12 protein-coding genes and 1 pseudogene are annotated in these 21,567 nt (G+C 63.2%); 9 read left to right on the forward strand and 4 right to left on the reverse strand.

Annotation, left to right across the window (positions count from 1 at the left end; all coding sequences use genetic code 11):
• Positions 1 to 324: 324 nt before the first annotated feature.
• From scpB to truB, 7 genes are all read left to right on the forward strand, one after another.
• Positions 325 to 1,551 carry an SMC-Scp complex subunit ScpB gene (gene scpB / locus BXE_RS07980; protein WP_011487844.1) on the forward strand — a complete coding sequence of 409 codons (1,227 nt, stop codon included), beginning with the start codon at positions 325 to 327 and terminating at the stop codon, positions 1,549 to 1,551.
• A 64-nt stretch (positions 1,552 to 1,615) separates the two neighbouring features.
• Positions 1,616 to 3,517 carry a 23S rRNA pseudouridine(2605) synthase RluB gene (rluB, locus tag BXE_RS07985; protein WP_011487845.1) on the forward strand — a complete coding sequence of 634 codons (1,902 nt, stop codon included), beginning with the start codon at positions 1,616 to 1,618 and terminating at the stop codon, positions 3,515 to 3,517.
• 559 nt (positions 3,518 to 4,076) lie between these two features.
• Positions 4,077 to 4,535, forward strand: coding sequence for a ribosome maturation factor RimP (gene rimP / locus BXE_RS07990; RefSeq protein ID WP_007182297.1), 459 nt, complete (start codon positions 4,077 to 4,079; stop codon positions 4,533 to 4,535).
• Positions 4,532 to 6,007 carry a transcription termination factor NusA gene (gene nusA / locus BXE_RS07995; protein ID WP_007182296.1) on the forward strand — a complete coding sequence of 492 codons (1,476 nt, stop codon included), beginning with the start codon at positions 4,532 to 4,534 and terminating at the stop codon, positions 6,005 to 6,007. Before rimP ends, nusA begins: the two co-directional genes overlap by 4 nt.
• A gap of 93 nt (positions 6,008 to 6,100) precedes the next feature.
• Positions 6,101 to 9,070, forward strand: a complete 2,970-nt coding sequence (infB, locus tag BXE_RS08000) for a translation initiation factor IF-2 (protein WP_011487846.1) — start codon at positions 6,101 to 6,103, stop codon at positions 9,068 to 9,070.
• Between the two features lie 218 nt (positions 9,071 to 9,288).
• Positions 9,289 to 9,654 (forward strand): 30S ribosome-binding factor RbfA, encoded by a 366-nt coding sequence (gene rbfA / locus BXE_RS08005; RefSeq protein WP_011487847.1) that lies wholly within the window; start codon positions 9,289 to 9,291, stop codon positions 9,652 to 9,654.
• Between the two features lie 93 nt (positions 9,655 to 9,747).
• Positions 9,748 to 10,683 (forward strand): tRNA pseudouridine(55) synthase TruB, encoded by a 936-nt coding sequence (gene truB / locus BXE_RS08010; protein ID WP_011487848.1) that lies wholly within the window; start codon positions 9,748 to 9,750, stop codon positions 10,681 to 10,683.
• A 130-nt stretch (positions 10,684 to 10,813) separates the two neighbouring features.
• On the opposite strand, the pseudogene BXE_RS08015 reads toward truB, so the two are convergent.
• The 4 genes and pseudogenes from BXE_RS08015 to BXE_RS08030 all read right to left on the reverse strand — a co-directional run.
• A pseudogene (locus tag BXE_RS08015) lies at positions 10,814 to 12,406 on the reverse strand (DHA2 family efflux MFS transporter permease subunit); the annotation flags it as partial.
• Position 12,407: 1 nt separating this feature from the next.
• Entirely contained in the window at positions 12,408 to 13,649 is a 1,242-nt protein-coding gene (locus tag BXE_RS08020) for an EmrA/EmrK family multidrug efflux transporter periplasmic adaptor subunit (protein ID WP_011487850.1), read from the reverse strand.
• Positions 13,650 to 13,741: 92 nt separating this feature from the next.
• The gene (locus BXE_RS08025) at positions 13,742 to 15,250 is read right to left on the reverse strand and encodes an efflux transporter outer membrane subunit (RefSeq protein ID WP_011487851.1); all 1,509 of its coding nucleotides are present in this window, start codon (positions 15,248 to 15,250) and stop codon (positions 13,742 to 13,744) included.
• Positions 15,251 to 15,299: 49 nt separating this feature from the next.
• Positions 15,300 to 15,818: a MarR family winged helix-turn-helix transcriptional regulator gene (locus tag BXE_RS08030; RefSeq protein ID WP_011487852.1), complete on the reverse strand. Its 519-nt coding sequence runs from the start codon at positions 15,816 to 15,818 to the stop codon at positions 15,300 to 15,302.
• 320 nt (positions 15,819 to 16,138) lie between these two features.
• Here BXE_RS08030 and typA point away from each other — a divergent pair, with 320 nt between their 5' ends.
• Positions 16,139 to 17,965: a translational GTPase TypA gene (gene typA, locus BXE_RS08035; RefSeq protein ID WP_011487853.1), complete on the forward strand. Its 1,827-nt coding sequence runs from the start codon at positions 16,139 to 16,141 to the stop codon at positions 17,963 to 17,965.
• Positions 17,966 to 18,563: 598 nt separating this feature from the next.
• Complete coding sequence (locus BXE_RS08040; protein ID WP_011487854.1) at positions 18,564 to 21,425, forward strand: 2-oxoglutarate dehydrogenase E1 component; 2,862 nt, start codon at positions 18,564 to 18,566, stop codon at positions 21,423 to 21,425.
• The last annotated feature ends 142 nt before the right edge of the window (positions 21,426 to 21,567 follow it).

Genomic DNA, 21,567 nt, shown 5'->3' on the forward strand with positions numbered 1-21,567 from the left:
CGAACCACAGCCGGAAAGCGCGGCTTTCCGTTCAATCAAGCCCCGCTTTTTCGCCAAAGCACGTCCGTGAAGGCAGGGCCGGAAAATGCGCGGGGGATTTCATCTTTACGCACTGATTGTTTTTGCGTAATATGGCGCTCAGTCACGCGATTCCTTTCAGGAATATCGCTGCTCCGTCCGGCTGGGTTTGGTTCGATTGTCTGTTTCGCCTCCCCCCGGTGCGTGCTCCCATCAATATGACCGATCAGAATCGGGCGAGCGCGTCTTCAGTTCCACATCGTCTGTTTGATCCGGTTCTTTGACCACAGGGTCTGACCTAGCTGCATGAATACCCAAGAGGCGAAGATCGTCCTCGAGACTGCCTTGATCTGCGCGCAGGAGCCGTTAAAGCTCGGCGAGTTGCGCAAGCTCTTTGCCGACGGCGTGTCGGCAGACACCGTTCGGACTTTGCTCGAAGACCTCAGGCAGGATTGGTCTGGGCGCGGTGTGGAGTTGGTCGGGCTGGCGTCGGGCTGGCGGTTTCAAAGCAAGCCCGCAATGCGTTCGTATCTGGATCGCTTGCATCCTGAGAAACCGCCGAAATATTCGCGCGCGGTGCTCGAAACGCTCGCGATCATTGCCTACCGGCAGCCGGTCACGCGCGGCGATATCGAAGAGATTCGCGGCGTCACGGTGAATACGCAGGTCGTCAAGCAGCTCGAAGACCGTAACTGGATCGAAGTGATCGGTCATCGTGACGTGCCGGGCCGTCCCGCGCTGTACGCGACTACGCGGCAGTTCCTCGACGACCTGGGGCTGAAGGCGCTCGACGAATTGCCGCCGCTTGCGGATCCGTCGGCGCAGCTGAACGCGGATCTGCTCGGCCAGCATGCAATCGAATTCGCCGACGCCGATACCGTGCAGGCTGTAACCCCGGGCGAAGATGGCGCGCTCGAAGAACAGGTAGATTCCGGCGTAATTGAAGCGGGCGCTGCCACAGACACGCTTGTCGGCACAGCTGCCACTGGCGAGCCGCAGGATATTCCTCCGACCGTGGGCGAGCCGTTGCAGTCCGATTCCGCAGACGCAGGCGCGAACAGCCATGCCGATGGTAGCCAGCCCGAAACGGCAGGCGAGACGTCGGGAACGGAAATCGCTGGCGAACTGGCCGAGGCGCATCCGAAGCAGCACGCCGAGCCGGTGGAATCGGCACACGCGGCCAAAGTGGCCGAAGTGGCCAAAGTAACCGACAGCGCAGTGGAAATCGCACCGGCATCCGGCTCGCATCCGGACGCGCCTGATGCGCCCGCCGCGCAGGAACATGCCGAAACGGCGCACGTGGAAAACGTTGCAGTGCAGACCGGCTCCGCCGGGGCCGCAGAGAATCACGATCCGGTCTCCCAGACCGATCCGGCAATACCCGCGCACGACTCGGGCGTACTCCGCAATACGGAGCACGCCGCCGAGCCGAACCCGACCAAGGCGGCGCACGGCGATCCAGAGGATCGTCGCGATGCGGCGCAGGACGCAGGCATTCTGACCGACGACGAACCCGAGTCGCGCAGCGCCTGACGTAACCGAACTTTTTTTGCCACGCCCGCAACGGGCGTGCGCGACCTGACATTTTGAGGTTGTTTTGACACATACCCACGACACCGATTCGTCCGAATCCGAGCGCGCCGTGCCATCGGCTCGCGCCGACGAAACGCGCACCACTCAAGCGTCGGCAGGCGAGGGCGAGCGCCCGGCGCAGACCACGGAAGCAGACGGTGAAGACCGTCCGCGCCGCGGCCTGCGTCGCGGGCCGCGCAGCCTGATCGCGCGGCGCCGCGCCGGCGCGAAGACGAAGGGCGCCGAAGGCGCCGCCGCGCAGGAGGCGCCGGTTGTCGGCGAGGCGCCACCGGATGGCGAGGTCGTCGCGCAAGTGCGTATGCCGCGCAAGGATGCAGGCGCCAAGGGTCAGGGATCGCGGCGCAATGCAGGCGGCGCGCGCCGCGAAGGCGCGCCGCGTGAAGGTGCCGCACGTGAAGGCGCACCTCGCGAAGGCCAGCGCGAGCGTCAGCCGCGTGAAGGTCAGCCGCGCGAAGGCGGCCAGCGTCAGAATCGCCGCGGCGGTGAAGCGCCGGCGGTTGCGACGGAGGCGGGTCAGGACGATCTGTTCTCGTACGTCACGTCGCCCGCCTTCGACGCGGACAACAGCGCCACCGGCGGCGTGCGCGCTCCGATGCTGCGTCGTGGCAAGCCGGTCGCGCCCAAGCGCGTACTCGCCGCGGACGACGACGCACCAAAGCTGCACAAAGTGCTGGCCGAAGCCGGCATGGGTTCGCGCCGCGACATGGAAGAGCTGATCGTTGCCGGCCGGGTGTCGGTGAATGGCGAGCCGGCTCATATCGGCCAGCGCATCATGCCGACCGACCAGGTTCGCATCAACGGCAAGCCGGTCAAGCGCAAACTGGCCAGCAAGCCGCCGCGTGTGCTGCTGTATCACAAACCGACCGGCGAAATCGTCAGCCATGCCGATCCGGAAGGCCGTCCTTCGGTGTTCGACAAGCTGCCGCCGATGAAAACCGCCAAGTGGCTCGCGGTCGGCCGTCTCGATTTCAACACGGAAGGTCTGCTGATGCTGACCACGTCGGGCGATCTGGCGAACCGTTTCATGCACCCGCGTTATAGCGTCGAGCGTGAATATGCGGTGCGCGTGGTCGGCGAACTGGCCGAAGGCATGCGTCAGAAGCTTCTGCATGGCGTCGAGCTGGACGACGGCCCGGCGAACTTCCTGCGGATTCGCGACGGCGGCGGCGAAGGCACCAATCACTGGTATCACGTCGCGCTCGCCGAAGGGCGTAACCGCGAAGTGCGTCGTATGTTCGAAGCGGCCGGCCTGATGGTCAGCCGCCTGATCCGTACCCGTCACGGCCCGATCTCGCTGCCCAAGGGGCTCAAGCGCGGTCGTTGGGAAGAGTTGGAAGACAACCAGGTGCGTGCACTGATGGCGTCGGTGGGCCTGAAGGCGCCGACTGAAGAGCGCGGCAGCCGCAATGCGGCGCCGGAACGCAAGCAGCCGGATCCGATGCAAACGTCGATGGGTTTCATTAACCGTGAGCCGGTGTTGATGTCGCATGGCCGTTTCGATCAGCAGCCGCCACGCGGCCAGGGGCGGCGCGGTGGTGCGGCAGGCGGCGGTTTTGCTGGCGGCGCGGGCGCGGGTTTTGGCGGCGGCTATGGCAATCGCGGTGCCGGCCGCAGCGCCGGTGGCTTCGGCGGCCCGATGGGCGCGGGTGGGGGTGCGGGCGGCCCGCGTGGCGGCCGTGAAGTCGACGGCAACCGCGCGCCGTCGGGCAATGGCAATCGTGCGGCAGGCGGCGGCAAGCGTGTCGGCGGTGCCGGTGCCGGTGCCAATCCGGGCAATGGCGGCAACAACCGCGGCCCGGCCGGCAATCGGGGCGGCAACGCCAATCGCGCGGGCGGCGGAAACGCCAGTCCGGGCGGCGCCAATCGCGGCGGCGGCGCACCGCGCGGCCGTTCGCGTGGCCGTTGAGCAGTGGCCGTCGAGCAGTGGCCGTCGAGCAATAGGCAGGTCCTGCATGGCGGTCGGCCGCTCATCGTTCTTTAGCGATTTTCGTCAGCCACCGTCGTAGCCGATCGACGCCCCCGGTTTCGTGCCTCCCAGTTTTCATACGGCACATAAAAACATGGCATCGGCGGAAGTGGGGGCAGATTTCACTTGCCTAGCCAGTTCCGTGTGAATACGAGGCGGCGCGGGCCGCCTTGCAAAAGGCCGCAAGCGTCGCCATATCGTTGCAGGATTCGCATGAAATCAAGCGGAAATGCGCGTTGGGCGGCGTTCTGCGGTTTGCGTTTGTCCTGAAAAATGGCTACAATCGCGAAGTCGCTGGGCGTGCGGCTTTTTATGTGCGGCTCAGGTGCGACCACCGGTAATAAGATGATGGGCGTTTAGCCCATTTTTTTTTGCCGCTCAGTTCTCAGTGGTTCGGCATCTCGGGTAGCACGAACGTGCGCCGGCTTGGCGCGCGGCCCGCATTGGTTGTTTGCAGAACAGGCGGCAGGCTCGCTGCGCGAACATCTAAGAGGGCATTGTGCAACTGACGGAACTGATTGAAACCACGGTCGTGGGACTCGGCTACGAGCTCGTCGATCTCGAGCGCACCGGGCGCGGCATGTTGTGTATTTATATCGACCAGCCGGCCGGCATTGCGATCGAAGACTGCGAGAAAGTCACGCGTCAGCTCCAGCATGTTCTGACGGTCGAAAATATCGATTACGAGCGGCTTGAAGTGTCGTCGCCGGGTCTCGACCGCCCGCTGAAGAAATTGGCGGATTTTGAACGCTTCGCAGGCAGCGAAGTGGTAATCACATTGAAAAAGCCATTGGACGGACGGAAATCGTACCGGGGCATTCTGCATGCTCCGCAAGGCGAGACGATCGGTCTGGAATTTGAAGGGAAGGAAGGCGCCGCGATGCTCGATTTCACGCTCGCGGACATGGACAAAGCACGCCTCGTTCCGAAAGTTGACTTTAGGAGCCGCAAACAATGAGTCGCGAAGTGTTGATGCTGGTGGATGCGCTGGCACGCGAGAAGAATGTCGACAAAGACGTGGTATTTGCCGCGCTCGAAGCGGCTCTCGCTTCGGCCTCCAAGAAACTCTTCGAAGAAGATGCGGATATCCGCGTCCATATCGACCGTGAAAGCGGCGAGCACGAAACGTTTCGCCGCTGGAAGGTGGTGCCGGACGAAGCCGGTTTGCAGGAGCCGGATCAGGAAATCCTGCTGTTCGAAGCACGCGAGCAGAAGCCCGAGATCCAGCTCGACGAGTACATCGAAGAGCCGGTGCCGTCGATCGAGTTCGGCCGTATCGGCGCGCAGGCCGCCAAGCAGGTGATCCTGCAGAAGGTGCGCGACGCCGAACGCGAACAGATCCTGAACGACTTCCTCGAGCGCGGCGAGCACATCATGACCGGCTCGGTGAAGCGCCTGGATAAAGGCAACTTCATCGTCGAAACCGGCCGTGTCGAGGCGCTGCTGCGCCGCGACCAGCTGATTCCGAAGGAAAACCTGCGCGTGGGCGACCGCGTGCGCGCCTACATCGCGAAGGTCGATCGCACCGCGCGCGGTCCGCAGATCGAACTCTCGCGTACGGCGCCCGAATTCCTGATGAAGCTGTTCGAAATGGAAGTGCCGGAAATCGAACAGGGTTTGCTGGAAATCAAGGCGGCCGCGCGAGATCCGGGCGTGCGCGCCAAGATCGGCGTGGTCGCATACGACAAGCGCATCGATCCGATCGGCACCTGCGTCGGCATTCGCGGTTCGCGCGTGCAGGCTGTACGTAACGAGCTCGGTGGCGAAAACGTCGACATCGTGCTATGGTCGGAAGATCCCGCACAGTTCGTGATCGGCGCGCTCGCGCCGGCAGCCGTCCAGTCGATCGTCGTCGATGAAGAAAAGCATTCGATGGACGTCGTCGTAGACGAAAACGAACTGGCGGTCGCGATCGGCCGCAGCGGCCAGAACGTCCGTCTTGCCAGCGAACTCACCGGCTGGCAGATCAACATCATGACGCCGGACGAATCTGCGCAGAAGCAGAATCAGGAACGCGGCGTACTGCGTGACCTGTTCATGGCGCGTCTCGATGTCGACGAAGAAGTGGCCGACATCCTGATCGACGAAGGCTTTACGAGCCTCGAAGAGATCGCCTATGTGCCGCTCAACGAAATGCTCGAAATCGAAGCATTCGACGAAGACACCGTTCACGAACTGCGTAATCGCTCGCGCGACGCGCTGTTGACGCTGGCGATCGCGAATGAAGAAAAGGTCGAAAATGTAGCGCTCGACCTGAAGAGCCTGGACGGCATGGACGCCGACCTGCTCGCAAAACTGGCCGAACATCAGATCCAGACGCGCGACGAACTCGCCGAGCTGGCTGTGGATGAACTGGTCGAGATGACCGGAATGGAAGAGGATGCCGCTAAGGCGTTGATCATGAAAGCACGTGAACACTGGTTCCAGTGAGAAATGACCATGGCGCACTAAATTGAAGCGGCCGTCAGGCCGCATGACCCGATGCTAACCGCAAGGAATCGGTCCTTGCATTAAGAGGAATGAATGGCGAGTAACAACGTAGCCCAATTTGCCGCGGAACTGAAAATGCCTGCAGGCGTGCTGCTTGAGCAGCTGCAGGCGGCGGGCGTCACAAAAGCGAGCGAAGACGACAGCTTGTCCGAAACGGACAAGGCGCGTCTGCTCGACCACTTGCGCAAGTCTCACGGCTCGACTGATGCTGACAAGCGCAAGATCACGCTGACGAAACGGCATACGTCGGAAATCAAGCAATCCGATGCGACGGGCAAAGCTCGCACCATTCAGGTCGAGGTGCGGAAGAAGCGCACTTTCGTCCGCCGCGACGAAACCTCCGCTGAAAACGGAGATGCATCGAATCATGTGGCCGAGGCCGAGGTCGACGATCTGGAGCTCCAGCGTCGTGAAGAGGAAGCTCGTCACGAAGCCGAACTGCTCGAAAAGCAGGCTCAGGAGCTGAAGGCGCGCCAGGAACAACTCGAACGCGAAGAAGCGGAACGTCAGGCGCGTGAAGCGGCTGCCGAAGTCGAGCGTCGTCGTGCCGAAGAAGAAGCAGCGAAGAAGCGCGCAGCGGCTGCGGCCGAGGCGGCGGCTCGCGAGCAGCAGACCCAGGCTTCGAAGCCGGCACAAGCCGCACAACCGGCCGCCGCAAAGGCGGAGCCGGTAGCGGCCAAGGCAGCGGAGCCGGTGGTCGCGAGGCAAAGCGAGCAGGACGACGAGCGCGCTGCCGCGGAACGTGCAGCGCAACGCGAAGCCGCGAAGAAGGCAGAAGACGCAGCGCGACAGGCTGCCGAGAAAGCGCGTGCCGAGCAGGAAGAAATCGCCAAGCGCCGTGCCGCGGCTGAAGCCGAAGCGCGCGCAATTCGCGAAATGATGAACACGCCGCGCAAGGCGCAGGTCAAGGCGCCGGAACCGGCACCGAAGCCCGCCGAGCCGGCCAAGGCCGCGGAAGCCAAAGGCACGCTGCACAAGCCGGCGCGTCCGGCGGGCGAGGCACCGGCACGTCCGGCAGCCAAGAAGCCGGCGGCTGCGGCTCCGGCTGCCACGACCACGCCTTCCGCCGGCGACAAGAAGAAGCCGGGCGGCGGCAAGGGCGGCTGGCAGGACGACGCAGCCAAGCGCCGCGGCATCAAGACCCGTGGCGATACGAGCGGCGGGGTCGATCGCGGCTGGCGCGGTGGCCCGAAGGGCCGCGGCAAGCATCAGGATCAGAACACCACGTTCCAGGCGCCGACCGAACCGATCGTGCGCGAAGTGCACGTGCCGGAAACCATCACGGTCGCCGATCTGGCGCACAAGATGGCGGTGAAGGCGTCGGAAGTCATCAAGTCGATGATGAAGCTCGGCCAGATGGTCACGATCAACCAGATGCTGGACCAGGAAACGGCGATGATCATCGTCGAGGAACTGGGCCACCACGCGGTTGCGGCCAAGCTGGACGATCCGGAAGCCATGCTGGTCGAAGGCGAAGTGTCGGATGCGGAATCGCTGCCGCGTCCGCCGGTCGTCACGGTCATGGGTCACGTCGACCACGGCAAGACCTCGCTGCTCGACTACATTCGCCGCGCCAAGGTTGCAGCGGGTGAAGCGGGCGGGATTACGCAGCATATCGGCGCCTATCACGTCGAAACGCCGCGCGGCGTCATCACGTTCCTCGACACGCCGGGTCACGAAGCCTTTACGGCCATGCGTGCCCGCGGCGCGAAGGCGACCGACATCGTGATTCTGGTGGTGGCAGCCGACGACGGCGTGATGCCGCAAACGAAGGAAGCCATCGCCCACGCGAAGGCCGGCGGCGTGCCGCTCGTCGTGGCAATCAACAAGATCGACAAGCCGGATGCGAATCCGGAGCGCGTCAAGCAGGAACTCGTCGCCGAAGGCGTCGTGCCGGAAGAATATGGTGGCGATTCGCCGTTCGTGTCGGTGTCGGCCAAGACCGGCGCGGGCATCGACGACCTGCTGGAAAACGTGCTGCTGCAAGCCGAAGTGCTGGAACTGAAGGCACCGGTCGAGGCGCCGGCCAAGGGTCTCGTCATCGAAGCGAAGCTCGACAAGGGCAAGGGTCCGGTTGCGACGATCCTGGTGCAGTCGGGTACGCTGAACCGTGGCGACGTGGTGCTGGCAGGTAGCGCTTACGGTCGCGTGCGAGCCATGCTCGACGAAACCGGCAAGCCGACCAAGTCGGCGGGTCCGTCGATTCCGGTTGAAATTCAGGGTCTTTCCGAAGTCCCGCAGGCTGGCGAAGAAGTCATCGTCATGCCGGACGAACGCAAGGCGCGTGAAGTCGCGTTGTTCCGTCAAGGCAAGTTCCGCGACGTCAAGCTGGCCAAGCAGCAGGCCGCGAAGCTCGAGAACATGCTGGAACAGATGGGCGAAGGCGAAGTGCAGTACATGCCGCTCATCGTCAAGGCCGACGTGCAGGGTTCGCAGGAAGCGCTGGTGCAGTCGCTGCTCAAGCTTTCCACCGACGAAGTGCGTGTGCAGATCGTGCACGGCGCCGTGGGCGGCATCAGCGAGTCCGACGTCAACCTGGCAACGGCTTCGAAGGCGGTGATCATCGGCTTCAACACCCGTGCGGACGCGCAGGCTCGCAAGCTGGCGGAAGCCAACGGCGTGGATATTCGCTACTACAACATCATCTACGACGCAGTGGATGACGTGAAGGCCGCGATGTCGGGCATGCTGGCGCCGGAGAAGCGCGAAGTCGTGACGGGTACGGTCGAAGTGCGTCAGGTCTTCAAGGTACCGAAGATCGGCGCGGTGGCCGGCTGTATGGTCACGGACGGTTTCGTCAAGCGCTCGTCGTCGGTGCGCGTGCTGCGCAACAACGTCGTCATCTTCACGGGCGAGCTCGATTCGCTCAAGCGTTTCAAGGACGACGTGAAGGAAGTCCGTCAGGGCTTCGAGTGCGGTATGTCGATCAAGAACTTCAACGACATCGTCGAAGGCGATCAGTTCGAAGTCTTCGAGGTCACCGAAGTCGCGCGTTCGCTGTAATTCACGCGGCACGGCTCTAGGGGCGGAGCGGGCTTTAACGCCCGCTCCGCCCGTTGTTTTTGGTGCCACGCGTTTGTCGCGCGGAGCGCCCGCCGTCGAGCTTCCGGTTATTCGGGCCGCCTTGATGCCGCCCGGATAAAACGGCCGCACCAAGGGGTCTGTACCGCGCCGGCGCGAATCACTTTTTTGCATCCGTTAGATGCGGATCACATAACACCATGCCTAAAAAACGTTCTTCTCCTAATCGCAACGTGCAGATCGCAGATCAGATCCAGCGCGACTTGTCCGAGCTGCTGCGCGAGGTCAAGGATCCGCGCATCGGTCTCGTCACGATTCAAAGTGTCGAGCTGACGCCGGACTATGCACACGCCAAGGTCTATTTCACGACGCTCACCGGCGATCCGCAACAGACGCTCGAAGCGCTCACGCATGCGGCCGGCCATCTTCACAATCAGCTGTTCAAGCGCTTGCATATTCATACCGTGCCGACGCTGCATTTCCACTACGACAAGACGATCGAGCGGGCTGTCGAGATGTCGCGTCTGATCGACGAGGCGAACGCCAATCGCGCGAAAGAAGACTGAGCACGCGCTTAGCCGCGGCGCTCGCTGCCTTGCCTGAGTCGCATTGCGCTCAGAGCTGTTTTCCGAATTCATCGAAGACTTCGTCTTTCCGTCATGACCGCATCTCAACGCCCCCGCGTGCCGCGTCGCGCGCTCGACGGCGTGCTGCTGCTCGACAAGCCGCTCGGCCTGTCGAGTAACGACGCGCTGATTCGCGCGAAGCGTCTCTATCTGGCAAAAAAAGCGGGCCACACCGGTACGCTCGATCCGTTGGCCACCGGTTTGCTGCCGCTTTGCTTCGGCGAAGCCACCAAGTTTTCGCAGGACCTGCTCGAAGCCGACAAGACGTATGAAGCCACCATGCGCCTCGGGATTCGCACGACCACCGGCGACGCCGAAGGCGAAGCAATCGACACGCGTGAAGTGACGTGCGACGAGGCGGCGATTCACGCGGTGCTGCCGGCATTCATCGGCGAAATCACCCAGGTTCCGCCGATGTATTCGGCGCTCAAGCGTGACGGCAAGCCGCTGTACGAGTACGCGCGCGCGGGCCAGACCGTGGAGCGGGAAGGGCGCCAGGTGACGATCCTGAAGCTCGAGATACTCGCTTGCGCGTTGCCGGACGTGACGTTTCGCGTGACATGCAGCAAGGGGACGTATGTGCGCACGCTGGCCGAAGATATCGGCGAGGCGTTGGGTTGCGGCGCGCATCTGGTGGCGCTGCGGCGCACGGGCGTCGGCGCGCTGACGCTTGAAAATTCGGTGACACTCGACGCGTTGTCCGACGCCGCCGAAAGCGAGCGCGACGCCTGGCTGCAGCCGGTGGATGCATTGCTGTCCACCTTTCCGCTCGTGCAACTGAACGAAGACGCGACGCGCCGCTTTCTGCACGGTCAGCGGTTGAAACTGTCCGAGTTGACCATCACGGGCGACGCGGTGAATGCGCCGCGTGTTCGGGTGTACGCCGCGCAAGGGCGCCTGCTTGGCGTCGCGAAACAGGGCGAGGGCGTGCTGGCGCCCGAGCGGCTGGTCGTCACCACAGCGGGCTAAATACCGCACAGTCGGTAGACCGTGCGCGCAACGCGCACGGCCGATCGAAGGCAAAGCAAAAAAGGCGGGACCGCTATCGAGCGGTCCCGCCTTTTTGCATATGGTCTGCTGCGGCGACTGGCGCCGACAATCAGTGTGCCGCCGCGGCCGCCGCGCCTGCGTCGCCACCGGCGCGCTCAGGCCTCGTGATCCAGATCAGCGCGATCAGCGCGACAAAGATACCGGCGGATACAAAGAACAGATCGTTCACACCCAGCTGCGCCGCCTGCTGCGTCGCCATCGTGTTGAACAGGCCATACGCTTGCGGTTGGGTGAAGCCCGCCGCGCCCATCTGCCGGATCGACTGGTCGAACACCGGGTTGTATGCGTTAGCCTGTTCGGCCAGTTGCGCGTGATGCATGATCGTGCGGTGATCCCACGCGGTCTGGAAGATCGACGTGCCGATGCCGCCGCACATGATCCGCACGAAATTCGACAGGCCCGACGCCGCCGGAATCCGGTTGCCCGGCAGTCCCGACAAAGTGATCGACACCAGCGGAATGAAGAACCCGGCCATGCCGATCCCTTGAATCAGGGTGGGCACCAGCAGCGAATACGTATCGACGCCGGTCGTATAACGCGAGCGCATCCAGAAACACAGTGCGAACACGAGGAACGACAGCGTCGCGATATAGCGTGGATCGGTGCGCGGCAGCACCTTGCCGGTGATCGGCGACAGCAGCACGGCGAACAGGCCGACCGGCGCCATGACCAGACCGGCTTCCGTCGCCGTGTAGCCGATATCGGTTTGCAGCCATAACGGCAGCAGCACCAGATTGCCGAAATAGAGCCCGTAACCGATGGACAGCGCGACAGTCCCGCCGGTGAAATTGCGCCGGCTGAACAGCGACAGGTCGACCACCGGGTGCTCGGCCGTCAACTCCCACACGATGAAAAACGCGAGCGCGATCACCGCGACCAGCGCCAGTACGACGATGGTCGTCGACGAAAACCAGTCGAGATCCTTGCCTTTGTCGAGCATGACCTGTAGCGAGCCGACCCAGACGATCAGCAGACCGAGACCGACGCCGTCGATCGGCGCTTTTCTGATAACCGAATCGCGGTTGCGGAAGATCATCCACGTCGCCACGGCGGCAATCGCACCGACCGGAATGTTGACGTAGAAAATCCACGGCCACGAGATGTTGTCCGAAATCCAGCCGCCGAGAATCGGGCCCGCCACCGGCGCGATCAGCGTGGTCATCGCCCACATGGATAACGCCATAGGCGCTTTGGCGCGCGGATAGCTCGCGAGCAGCAGCGTTTGCGACAGCGGGATCATCGGGCCGGCCACCGCGCCCTGCAACACGCGCGAGGCGAGCAGGAACGGCAGGGTCGGCGCGAGCCCGCACATCCACGACGAGATCACGAACAGAATGATCGACGCCATGAACAGGCGCACCTGGCCGATGCGTTCGGTCAGCCAGCCGGTGAGCGGCACGGAGATCGCGTTGGCGACCGCGAACGAGGTGATGACCCACGTGCCCTGGTCGGACGACACGCCGAGGTCGCCGGAAATCGACGGAATCGAGACGTTCGCGATCGACGTATCCAGCACGTTCATGAAAACGGCGAGCGACACCGCGATGGTGCCGATCACCAGTTGCGCGCCCTCGAGCGGCGGATGAGGGACTTGCGCCTGAGCCTGAGCCATTGAGGAAGCCTTGTCTGATTCGTCGCGCGGCTTACATCAGCTTCGCAGCGGCAGGCTTCGCGCCGCCGGCCTGGGCCGACTTCTGCGAGCCGCCGTTCGGGCCTGCGTTTTCCGAAATGATGCGGGCGATTTCCGCGTCGGCCTGGTCGCCGTATTTCTCGAACACGTTGGTCTGATAGACCGTGTTCGGTGCCTCGCCGAGCTGGCCGCCGTTGTCGTCCTTGATGGTCACGTCGGCTTGCATCGACAGGCCGATACGCAGCGGGTGCTGTTCGAGTTCTTTGGGATCGAGCGCGATCCGCACCGGCAGACGCTGCACCACCTTGATCCAGTTGCCGGTGGCGTTCTGCGCGGGCAGCAGCGAGAACGCCGAACCCGTGCCCGCCGAGAAGCCGACCACCTTGCCGTGAAACACCACCGACGAGCCGTACACGTCGGCCGTCAGTTCGACCGGCTGGCCGATGCGCATGTGCTTGAGCTGCACTTCCTTGAAGTTCGCGTCGACCCACACGCCGCCGAGCGGCACGATCGCCATCAGCGGGGTGCCCGGCGAGACGCGCTGGCCGACCTGCACCGAGCGTTTCGCCACGTAGCCCGTGACCGGCGCCGGCAGGTTGTTGCGCGCGTTGCTCAGGTACGCGTCGCGGACCTTGGCCGCGGCGGCCTGCACGTTCGGGTGATTCGCGATCGTGGTGTTGGCGGTCAGCGCGCGGTTCGACGCCAGTTGCTGCTGGGCGGCGTCGACGGCGGCTTGCGCGCTCTTCACGGCGTCGCGGGCATGCGAGATTTCTTCCTGCGACACGGCGCCGGTTTGCGCGACCGTCAGACGGCGCTTCAGGTCGTCCTGGGCGCGCGACAGATCGGACTGGCGCTGGGCCACTTGCGCCTGGTATTGATTGTCGTCGGCGAACAGGCCGCGCACCTGGCGCACCGTCTGCGCGAGATTCGCTTCAGCCTGTTCCAGCGCGACGCGGGCGTCGGCCGGATCGAGCACGACGAGCGGGTCGCCGGCCTTCACCGTTTGCGTGTCGTCCGCGTTCACGGCCACGACCGTGCCGGTGACTTGCGGCGTGATCTGGACGACGTTGCCGTTCACGTAGGCGTCGTCGGTGTCTTCGTGGAAGCGCGCGACGAGGAAGTAGTACAGGCCGTAAGCGATCGCGGCGATCAGGATCACGATCACAAGCAGCGTCATCATGCGCTTGCGTTTGCCGTTGTTCGCCGGTTGTGCCGGCTGTGTGTTGGTAGCCGCGGGCTGCTGGGGAGTGCTCATTGATGTGCTCCGGGTTCTCTCAGACGTCGTCGTTTATTCGGATGTTCGTGCGGGTGTTCGTGCGGGTGTCGAGCGGGCCGTGGTTCACGCGCTCAATTGGCCGCTGCGGTCGCGGTGGCCGCCGATGCCGGGGCGTCGGTCGGCACCACGAGACCGGTCTGCGTCGCGTCGAAACCGCCGCCGAGCGCCTTGATGAGGCCGATCTGCATATCGCGGCGGCGCATCTTCAGGCTGGTTACCGTCTGTTCGGCGGCGAGGCGGTTCTGGTCGGCGGTCAACACCTGCAACTGCGGCGACAGGCCGGCCTTGTACCGGATCACCGCCAGTTGATACGCCTTGGTCGAGGCGTCGAGCGCGCGCTGTGCGTCGCCCTGCTGCTGGTCGATCGACCTGATGGACGACACTTGCGTCGCGACGTCCGAGAGGGCGTTGATCAGCGTCTGGTTGTAGTTCGCCACGTCCAGTTCGAAGTCGGCGTAGCGGCCTCGCAGTTGCGAGCGCAGCGCGCCGGCGTCGAAGATCGGCAGGTGGATGGCCGGCCCGAACTGGATCTGCCGGCTGGCCGAGGTGAGGAAGCGGCCCCAGCCGAACGCGTCGAAGCCGAAACCGGCGGCGAGGTTGACGTCCGGGAAGAACTCGGCTTTCGCTTCCTTCACGTCGTGCATCGCGGCTTCGACCTGCCAGCGCGCGGCGACAATGTCCGCGCGGCGCGCCACGAGGTCGGCGGGCAGATTGTCCGGCAGCGCCACGGCGTCGCCGCGGCTCAGCGTCGGCTGGGCGATCTGCAGGCCGCGATCCGGGCCCTTGCCGAGCAATGCGCCCAACTGATAGCGCACCACCGTGATCTGGCCGTCGAGGTCGGTCAGATTGGCCTGGCTGGTCGCGATGTTGCCGTTCGCGGTTTGCCGCTCGACATTGGTGTCGAGGCCGGCGGTGACGCGGCCGTTGGTGATGCGGCCGATATCCTCGCGGTTGGCGATTTCACGCGCGGCGATATCGCGCAACGCGTACAGCTGCGCGAGCTGGTTGTAGGTGCTGGCCACCGACGCCGCGAGCGTCACCCGTGCCTGCTGCATGTCGGCCTCGGCGGCCTTTTCCTGCGACACGGCCTGGCCCAGACGCTGGCGATTCTTGCCCCACAGGTCGAGGTCCCACGAAGCGCTCGCGAGCACATTGTTCTCGCTATACCAGGTGCCGCCGTACGGAGGCGGGTAGAGCGCGTTCGCGGAGAAGAGCTCGCGATTCCACGAATAGCTGCCGTTGACCTTCGGATACAGCGCCGAGCGCGAGCTTTCGATATAGGACGAGGCCTTGGCGATACGCGCCTGTGCCTGCGCGATCGACGGGCTGCCTTCCAGCGCTTCCGCGATCAGCCTGGGCAGTTGCGGGTCGCCGAACTGATTGGCCCAGTCGAGCGACGGCCACTGACCACCCTGAGCGGGCAGGCTTTGCGCGGACTCGTACTGGGCCGGCGACGATATCTGCTTGTCGCTTTTCATACCGAAGTAGTTCGCGCACCCCGTGAGGGCGAGCGCCGTCACCGCGGCGGCGACAGCGGCCCGGCTCGAAAGCGCGGACGCGGACAGGGAAAGGGATTTCATCGCTCGACTCTTTGAGTGGAATGTAATGATGGACACTGCAAGCAATTTCTTACGATTTACTGTCAAAATTGCTTGCTGCATCACGGGTTAGTCCCGTTTGTTCGCCGGAGTTGACGAGCACGCGGCGCAGCATGCTCTTCAGAAAACCTACTTCTTCCGGGGTGAAGCCGCCAAGCAGACTGTCCAGCACGCCATTGAAAATTGCCGGCATTCTGGCGGCGATCTCGAGACCTTCCGGGGTCAGCGCGAGGCGCACGACCCGTCGGTCCTCGTTGCTGCGGATCCGCGTGAGCAGGCCGCGTTTTTCCAGCCGGTCGATCAGACGCGTGATGGCGCTTGCGTCGATACCATATTCACGGGCCAGTTCGGCCGCCAGCAGGCACTTGCCGCTCGCCACCATGAACAGGATGCTGCCCTGCTGGCTGGTAATGCCCAATTCGGCCATGCTGCGCTGATTGATCAGGTTCGACATGGTCGATTTCACTCGCGAGAGCAGATAGCCGACACTTTCGCCAAACTGATACTCGCTGATGACGTCCGGCGTAGGTGTAGAGGACGGCTCGGTCATGATTCTCGTGCGAATGCAATGGTTGACTAGGCAGGATTATAGTGGCCGGTTCGTTGACGCGGCAAGTGTTATTACAGCTTAGACAAGGGTCTTTTCCTGCTCAAGCGACAATCCGCGCGGTTTCGCGTAGGGTTTCGCCCGCCTGCTTACGCTCCATTTCCGATGCGCCGCTCAGTGGAAACCGGTCGGCCTATCAGGGAATACCAGAAAGCTTCATTTGCGCGTGCTATAATGTTGGGTTCCCAAAAGTGCGCTTTGGGCTTTGTTGGCTTCGTACACAATGCTGCTTTGCTGGCGCACTCAACTGTCTCCAGGTTCCTATGACTCGCGCCCTACGCAACATCGCCATCATTGCCCACGTCGACCACGGCAAGACCACGCTCGTCGACCAGCTTCTCCGCCAGACCGCCACGTTCCGCGACAACCAGCAGATCGCCGAGCGCGTGATGGACTCGAACGACATCGAAAAAGAACGCGGTATCACGATTCTGTCGAAGAACTGCGCGGTCGAATATGAAGGCACGCACATCAACATCGTCGACACCCCGGGCCACGCTGACTTCGGCGGCGAAGTGGAGCGCGTGCTGTCGATGGTCGACTCCGTGCTGCTGCTGGTCGACGCCGTCGAAGGCCCGATGCCGCAAACGCGCTTCGTGACCAAGAAGGCACTGGCGCTCGGCCTGAAGCCGATCGTCGTGATCAACAAGGTGGACCGTCCGGGCGCGCGGATCGACTGGGTGATCAACCAGACGTTCGACCTGTTCGACAAGCTGGGCGCAACCGACGAACAACTCGATTTTCCGATCGTCTACGCATCGGGTCTGAACGGCTACGCAGGCTTGACCCCGGACGTGCGCGAAGGCGACATGCGCCCGCTGTTCGAAGCCGTGCTGCAACACGTGCCGGTTCGTCCGGCCGATCCGGACGCACCGCTGCAACTGCAGATCACGTCTCTGGACTATTCGTCGTATGTCGGCCGTATCGGCGTGGGCCGTATCACGCGCGGCCGCATCAAGCCGGGCATGGCGGTCGCCGTGCGTTCGGGCCCCGACGGCGCGATCCTGAACCGCAAGATCAACCAGGTGCTGTCGTTCAAGGGCCTCGAGCGCGTGCAGGTCGACTCGGCTGAAGCCGGCGACATCGTGCTGATCAACGGCATCGAAGAAATCGGCATTGGCGTGACCATCTGCGCGCCGGAGCAACCGGAAGCGCTGCCCATGATCACCGTGGACGAACCCACGCTGACCATGAACTTCCTCGTCAATTCGTCGCCGCTGGCCGGTCGCGAAGGCAAGTTCGTCACGAGCCGTCAGATCCGTGACCGCCTGATGAAGGAACTGAACCACAACGTCGCGCTGCGCGTGAAAGAAACCGGCGACGAAACCACGTTCGAAGTGGCGGGCCGCGGTGAACTGCACCTGACCATTCTGGTGGAAAACATGCGCCGCGAAGGCTACGAGCTGGCCGTGTCGCGTCCGCGCGTGGTGATGACGGAAGTGGACGGGGTGAAGCACGAGCCGTACGAAAACCTGACGGTCGACATGGAAGACGCCCATCAAGGCGGCGTGATGGAAGAGCTGGGCCGCCGCAAGGGTGAAATGCTCGACATGGCGTCGGACGGCCGTGGCCGTACGCGTCTGGAGTACCGTATTTCGGCGCGTGGCCTGATCGGCTTCCAGTCGGAATTCCTCACGCTCACGCGCGGTACGGGTCTGATGAGCCACACGTTCGACTCGTATCAGCCGGTCAAGGAAGGCGCGGTCGGCGAGCGTCGCAACGGCGTGCTGATTTCGCAGGACGACGGCGCGGCAGTCGCGTACGCATTGTGGAAGCTGCAGGATCGCGGCCGCATGTTCGTGTCGCCGGGCGAGCCGCTGTATGAGGGCATGATCATCGGCATTCACAGCCGTGACAACGACCTGGTGGTCAACCCGATCAAGGGCAAGCAGTTGACCAACGTGCGTTCGTCGGGTACGGACGAAGCGGTGCGCCTCGTGCCGCCGATCCAGATGTCGCTGGAATACGCGGTCGAATTCATCGACGACGACGAACTGGTCGAAGTCACGCCGCAGTCCATCCGTCTGCGCAAGCGTTATCTGAAGGAACATGAGCGCCGCAGCGCGAGCCGTAAGGGCGCGGTGGACTAAGCGGGATCGCGGGTGCGCTTGAGGCGGTGCTGTTACTGGCCTCGGTGTCGCGTGCATAAAAGGAAGCCGTTCCGGACAAGTCCGGAACGGCTTCTTTCGTTTACCTGCCAGCTGTGACAGCTTGCGTTTGCCGGCCCGTGGTCCAGATTTGTCCACGCCGGGGCTCGGAGTCCGGAGTGGTTGAGTCCGAAATGTTGCGGCAATTCATGGGGTTCGGGCATGGGGCGGTCGGGCGGCGGGGTTTGTGCTGAGCCGCGGTCGCGCGCAGTCGGCGGGTTCCCATCGGTACCGCCTCTCGTCCTGTCGCGGATGAATTGATCGACAGGCGGCGGAGGCGACTTGCACGCGATCGTTGCGCGTGCCGTCATGCACTCTTGCAAATTCTCGAAACGGCCCGCAAAACCCGTCCCGGCGGGCTCTGGCGCCGGTCCGTCTGCTATGTGCACTATCCGTTCTGTGATATGCTCCCCGGGTGCAAAGTTTTAGGTCCTTCCAAGCAAGACTTGATTCGCGCAATCCGCTAAACGGTCAGGCCGTGTCGCGGAAGGTTCTGTAACCCGCTATTTCTCGAGAAACTCGAAGAAAGGTGAGCGTAAAAATGATGAAGCAATTCCAGTCGAACTCTTACCTGTTCGGCGGCAATGCTCCGTACGTAGAAGAAATGTACGAAGCGTATCTCGATAATCCGGCGTCAGTGCCCGAGAACTGGCGCAGCTATTTCGACGCATTGCAGAACGTCCCGGCATCGGATGGCAGCAATGCCAACGACGTGGCCCACGGCCCGATCGTCGAATCGTTTGCTCAACGGGCCAAGGCTAATGCCTTCATCCCGCGCGGAGCAGGTGGCGGCGAAGATCTCGCTACCGCTCGCAAGCAGGTTTATGTGCAGTCCCTCATCGGCGCATATCGCTTCCTCGGCTCGCAATGGGCCAATCTCGATCCCCTGAAGCGCCGCGAACGTCCCGCCATTCCCGAACTCGAACCCGCGTTCTACGACTTCACCGAAGCCGACATGGACCAGGAGTTCAGCGCCACGAATCTGTATTTCGGATTCGAGCGCGCTTCGCTGCGCGAGATCGTCAAGGCATTGCGCGACACGTACTGCGGCACGATCGGCGCCGAGTACATGTACATCAGCGATCCGGAACAGAAGCGCTGGTGGAAAGAGAAGCTCGAATCGATCCGTTCCACGCCGAACTTCTCGAACGAAAAGAAAAAGCACATCCTCAATCGCCTGACGGCCGCTGAAGGCCTCGAGCGCTTCCTGCACACCAAGTACGTCGGCCAGAAACGCTTCTCGCTCGAAGGCGGCGAAAGCTTCATCGCGTCGATGGACGAAGTCGTGCGTCACGGCGGCGCCAACGGCGTTCAGGAAATCGTCATCGGCATGGCTCACCGTGGCCGTCTGAACGTGCTGGTCAATACGCTCGGCAAGATGCCGGCCGACCTGTTCGCCGAATTCGAAGGCAAGCACGTCGACGACCTGCCGGCCGGCGACGTGAAGTACCACAAGGGTTTCTCGTCGGACGTCTCGACCGAAGGCGGCCCGGTTCACCTGTCGCTCGCGTTCAACCCGTCGCACCTCGAAATCGTCAACCCGGTGGTCGAAGGTTCGGCCAAGGCACGTATGGACCGCCGCGGCGACGACAGCGGCCTGCAAGTGCTGCCGGTGCAGATCCACGGCGACGCGGCCTTCGCGGGCCAGGGCGTGGTGATGGAAACGCTGAACCTCGCGCAAACGCGCGGTTACGGCACGCACGGCACGCTGCATATCGTCATCAACAACCAGATCGGCTTCACGACGTCGGATCCGCGCGACTCGCGCTCCACGTTGTATTGCTCGGACGTCGTCAAGATGATCGAAGCGCCGGTGCTGCACGTGAACGGCGACGATCCTGAAGCGGTGGTGCTGGCTACGCAGCTGGCAATCGACTTCCGCATGCAGTTCCACAAAGACGTCGTCGTCGACATCGTCTGCTTCCGCAAGCTGGGTCACAACGAGCAGGACACGCCGGCTGTCACGCAGCCGCTGATGTACAAGACCATTGCGAAGCACCCGGGCACGCGCGCGCTGTACGCTGAAAAGCTGGTGCAGCAAGGCGTGATCACGGCGGCCGACGCAGACGAATACGTCAAGGCCTACCGCAAGGCGATGGACGAAGGCCATCACACGGTCGACCCGGTGCTCTCGAACTACAAGAGCAAGTACGCGGTGGATTGGGTGCCGTTCCTGAACCGCAAGTGGACCGACGCTGCCGATACCGCAGTGCCGCTCGCGGAACTGAAGCGCCTTGCTGAACGCATCACCACGATTCCGGAAAACTTCAAGGTTCACCCCCTGGTCGAGCGCGTCATCAACGACCGTCGCGCGATGGGCCGTGGTGAAGCGAAGCTCGACTGGGGCATGGGCGAACACCTGGCATTCGCGTCGCTGGTCGCCTCGGGCTATGCAGTTCGCCTGACCGGCCAGGACTCGGGCCGCGGCACGTTCACGCACCGTCACGCGGTGCTGCACGATCAGAACCGCGAACGCTGGAACGACGGCACGTACGTGCCGCTGCAAAACATCGCCGAAGGTCAGGCGAAGTTCACGGTGATCGACTCGGTGCTGTCGGAAGAAGCGGTGCTGGGCTTCGAATACGGTTATTCGACCGCTGAGCCGAATACGTTCGTTGCATGGGAAGCGCAGTTCGGCGACTTCGTGAACGGCGCGCAAGTCGTGATCGACCAGTTCATCTCGTCGGGCGAAGTGAAGTGGGGCCGTGTTTCGGGTCTCACCATGCTGCTGCCGCACGGCTACGAAGGCCAGGGTCCGGAACACTCGTCCGCACGTATCGAGCGTTTCCTGCAACTGTGCGCGGATCACAACATGCAGGTCGTTCAACCGACCACGCCGGCGCAGATTTTCCACCTGCTGCGCCGTCAGATGATCCGCCTGTTCCGCAAGCCGCTGATCGTCGCCACGCCGAAGTCGCTGCTGCGCCACAAGGAAGCCGTGTCGGATCTGTCGGAACTGGCGAAGGGCGCGTTCCAGCCGATCCTCGGCGAAATCGACGAAGCCATCGACGCGAAGAAGGTCAAGCGCGTGGTCGTGTGCTCGGGCCGCGTGTACTACGACCTGCTCGCACATCGCCGTGAATCGAAGTCGAACGACGTCGCGATCATCCGTATCGAACAGCTCTATCCGTTCGCGCACAAGCAGTTCGAAGCGGAAATGAAGAAGTACGACAACGCGACCGAAGTGGTCTGGGTGCAGGACGAGCCGCAGAATCAGGGCCCGTGGTTCTACATCGAGCACCACCTGAAGGACGGCATGAAGGAAGGGCAGAAGCTGGCATACAGCGGACGTCCGGCTTCGGCCTCGCCGGCAGTCGGCTATTACGCGAAGCACTACGAGCAGCAGAAGGCGCTGGTCGAAGGCGCTTTCGGCCGCCTCAAGAGCGCGTCGATCGCTAAATAAACACTAGAGCCGAACCGGGAAAGCGCAGTGCGCTTTCCCGTGCCGCATCCGGAAAGATCAGGTGCGGCATTCGAGGTTCGCAGGCGGTCGTAGGGTCCCCAGATCGCGCGCCGTCACCCGATACGTATTCAGGATATTCATA

The organism is Paraburkholderia xenovorans LB400, from assembly GCF_000013645.1.
In the GTDB taxonomy this organism is placed as follows: Bacteria; Pseudomonadota; Gammaproteobacteria; order Burkholderiales; family Burkholderiaceae; genus Paraburkholderia; species Paraburkholderia xenovorans.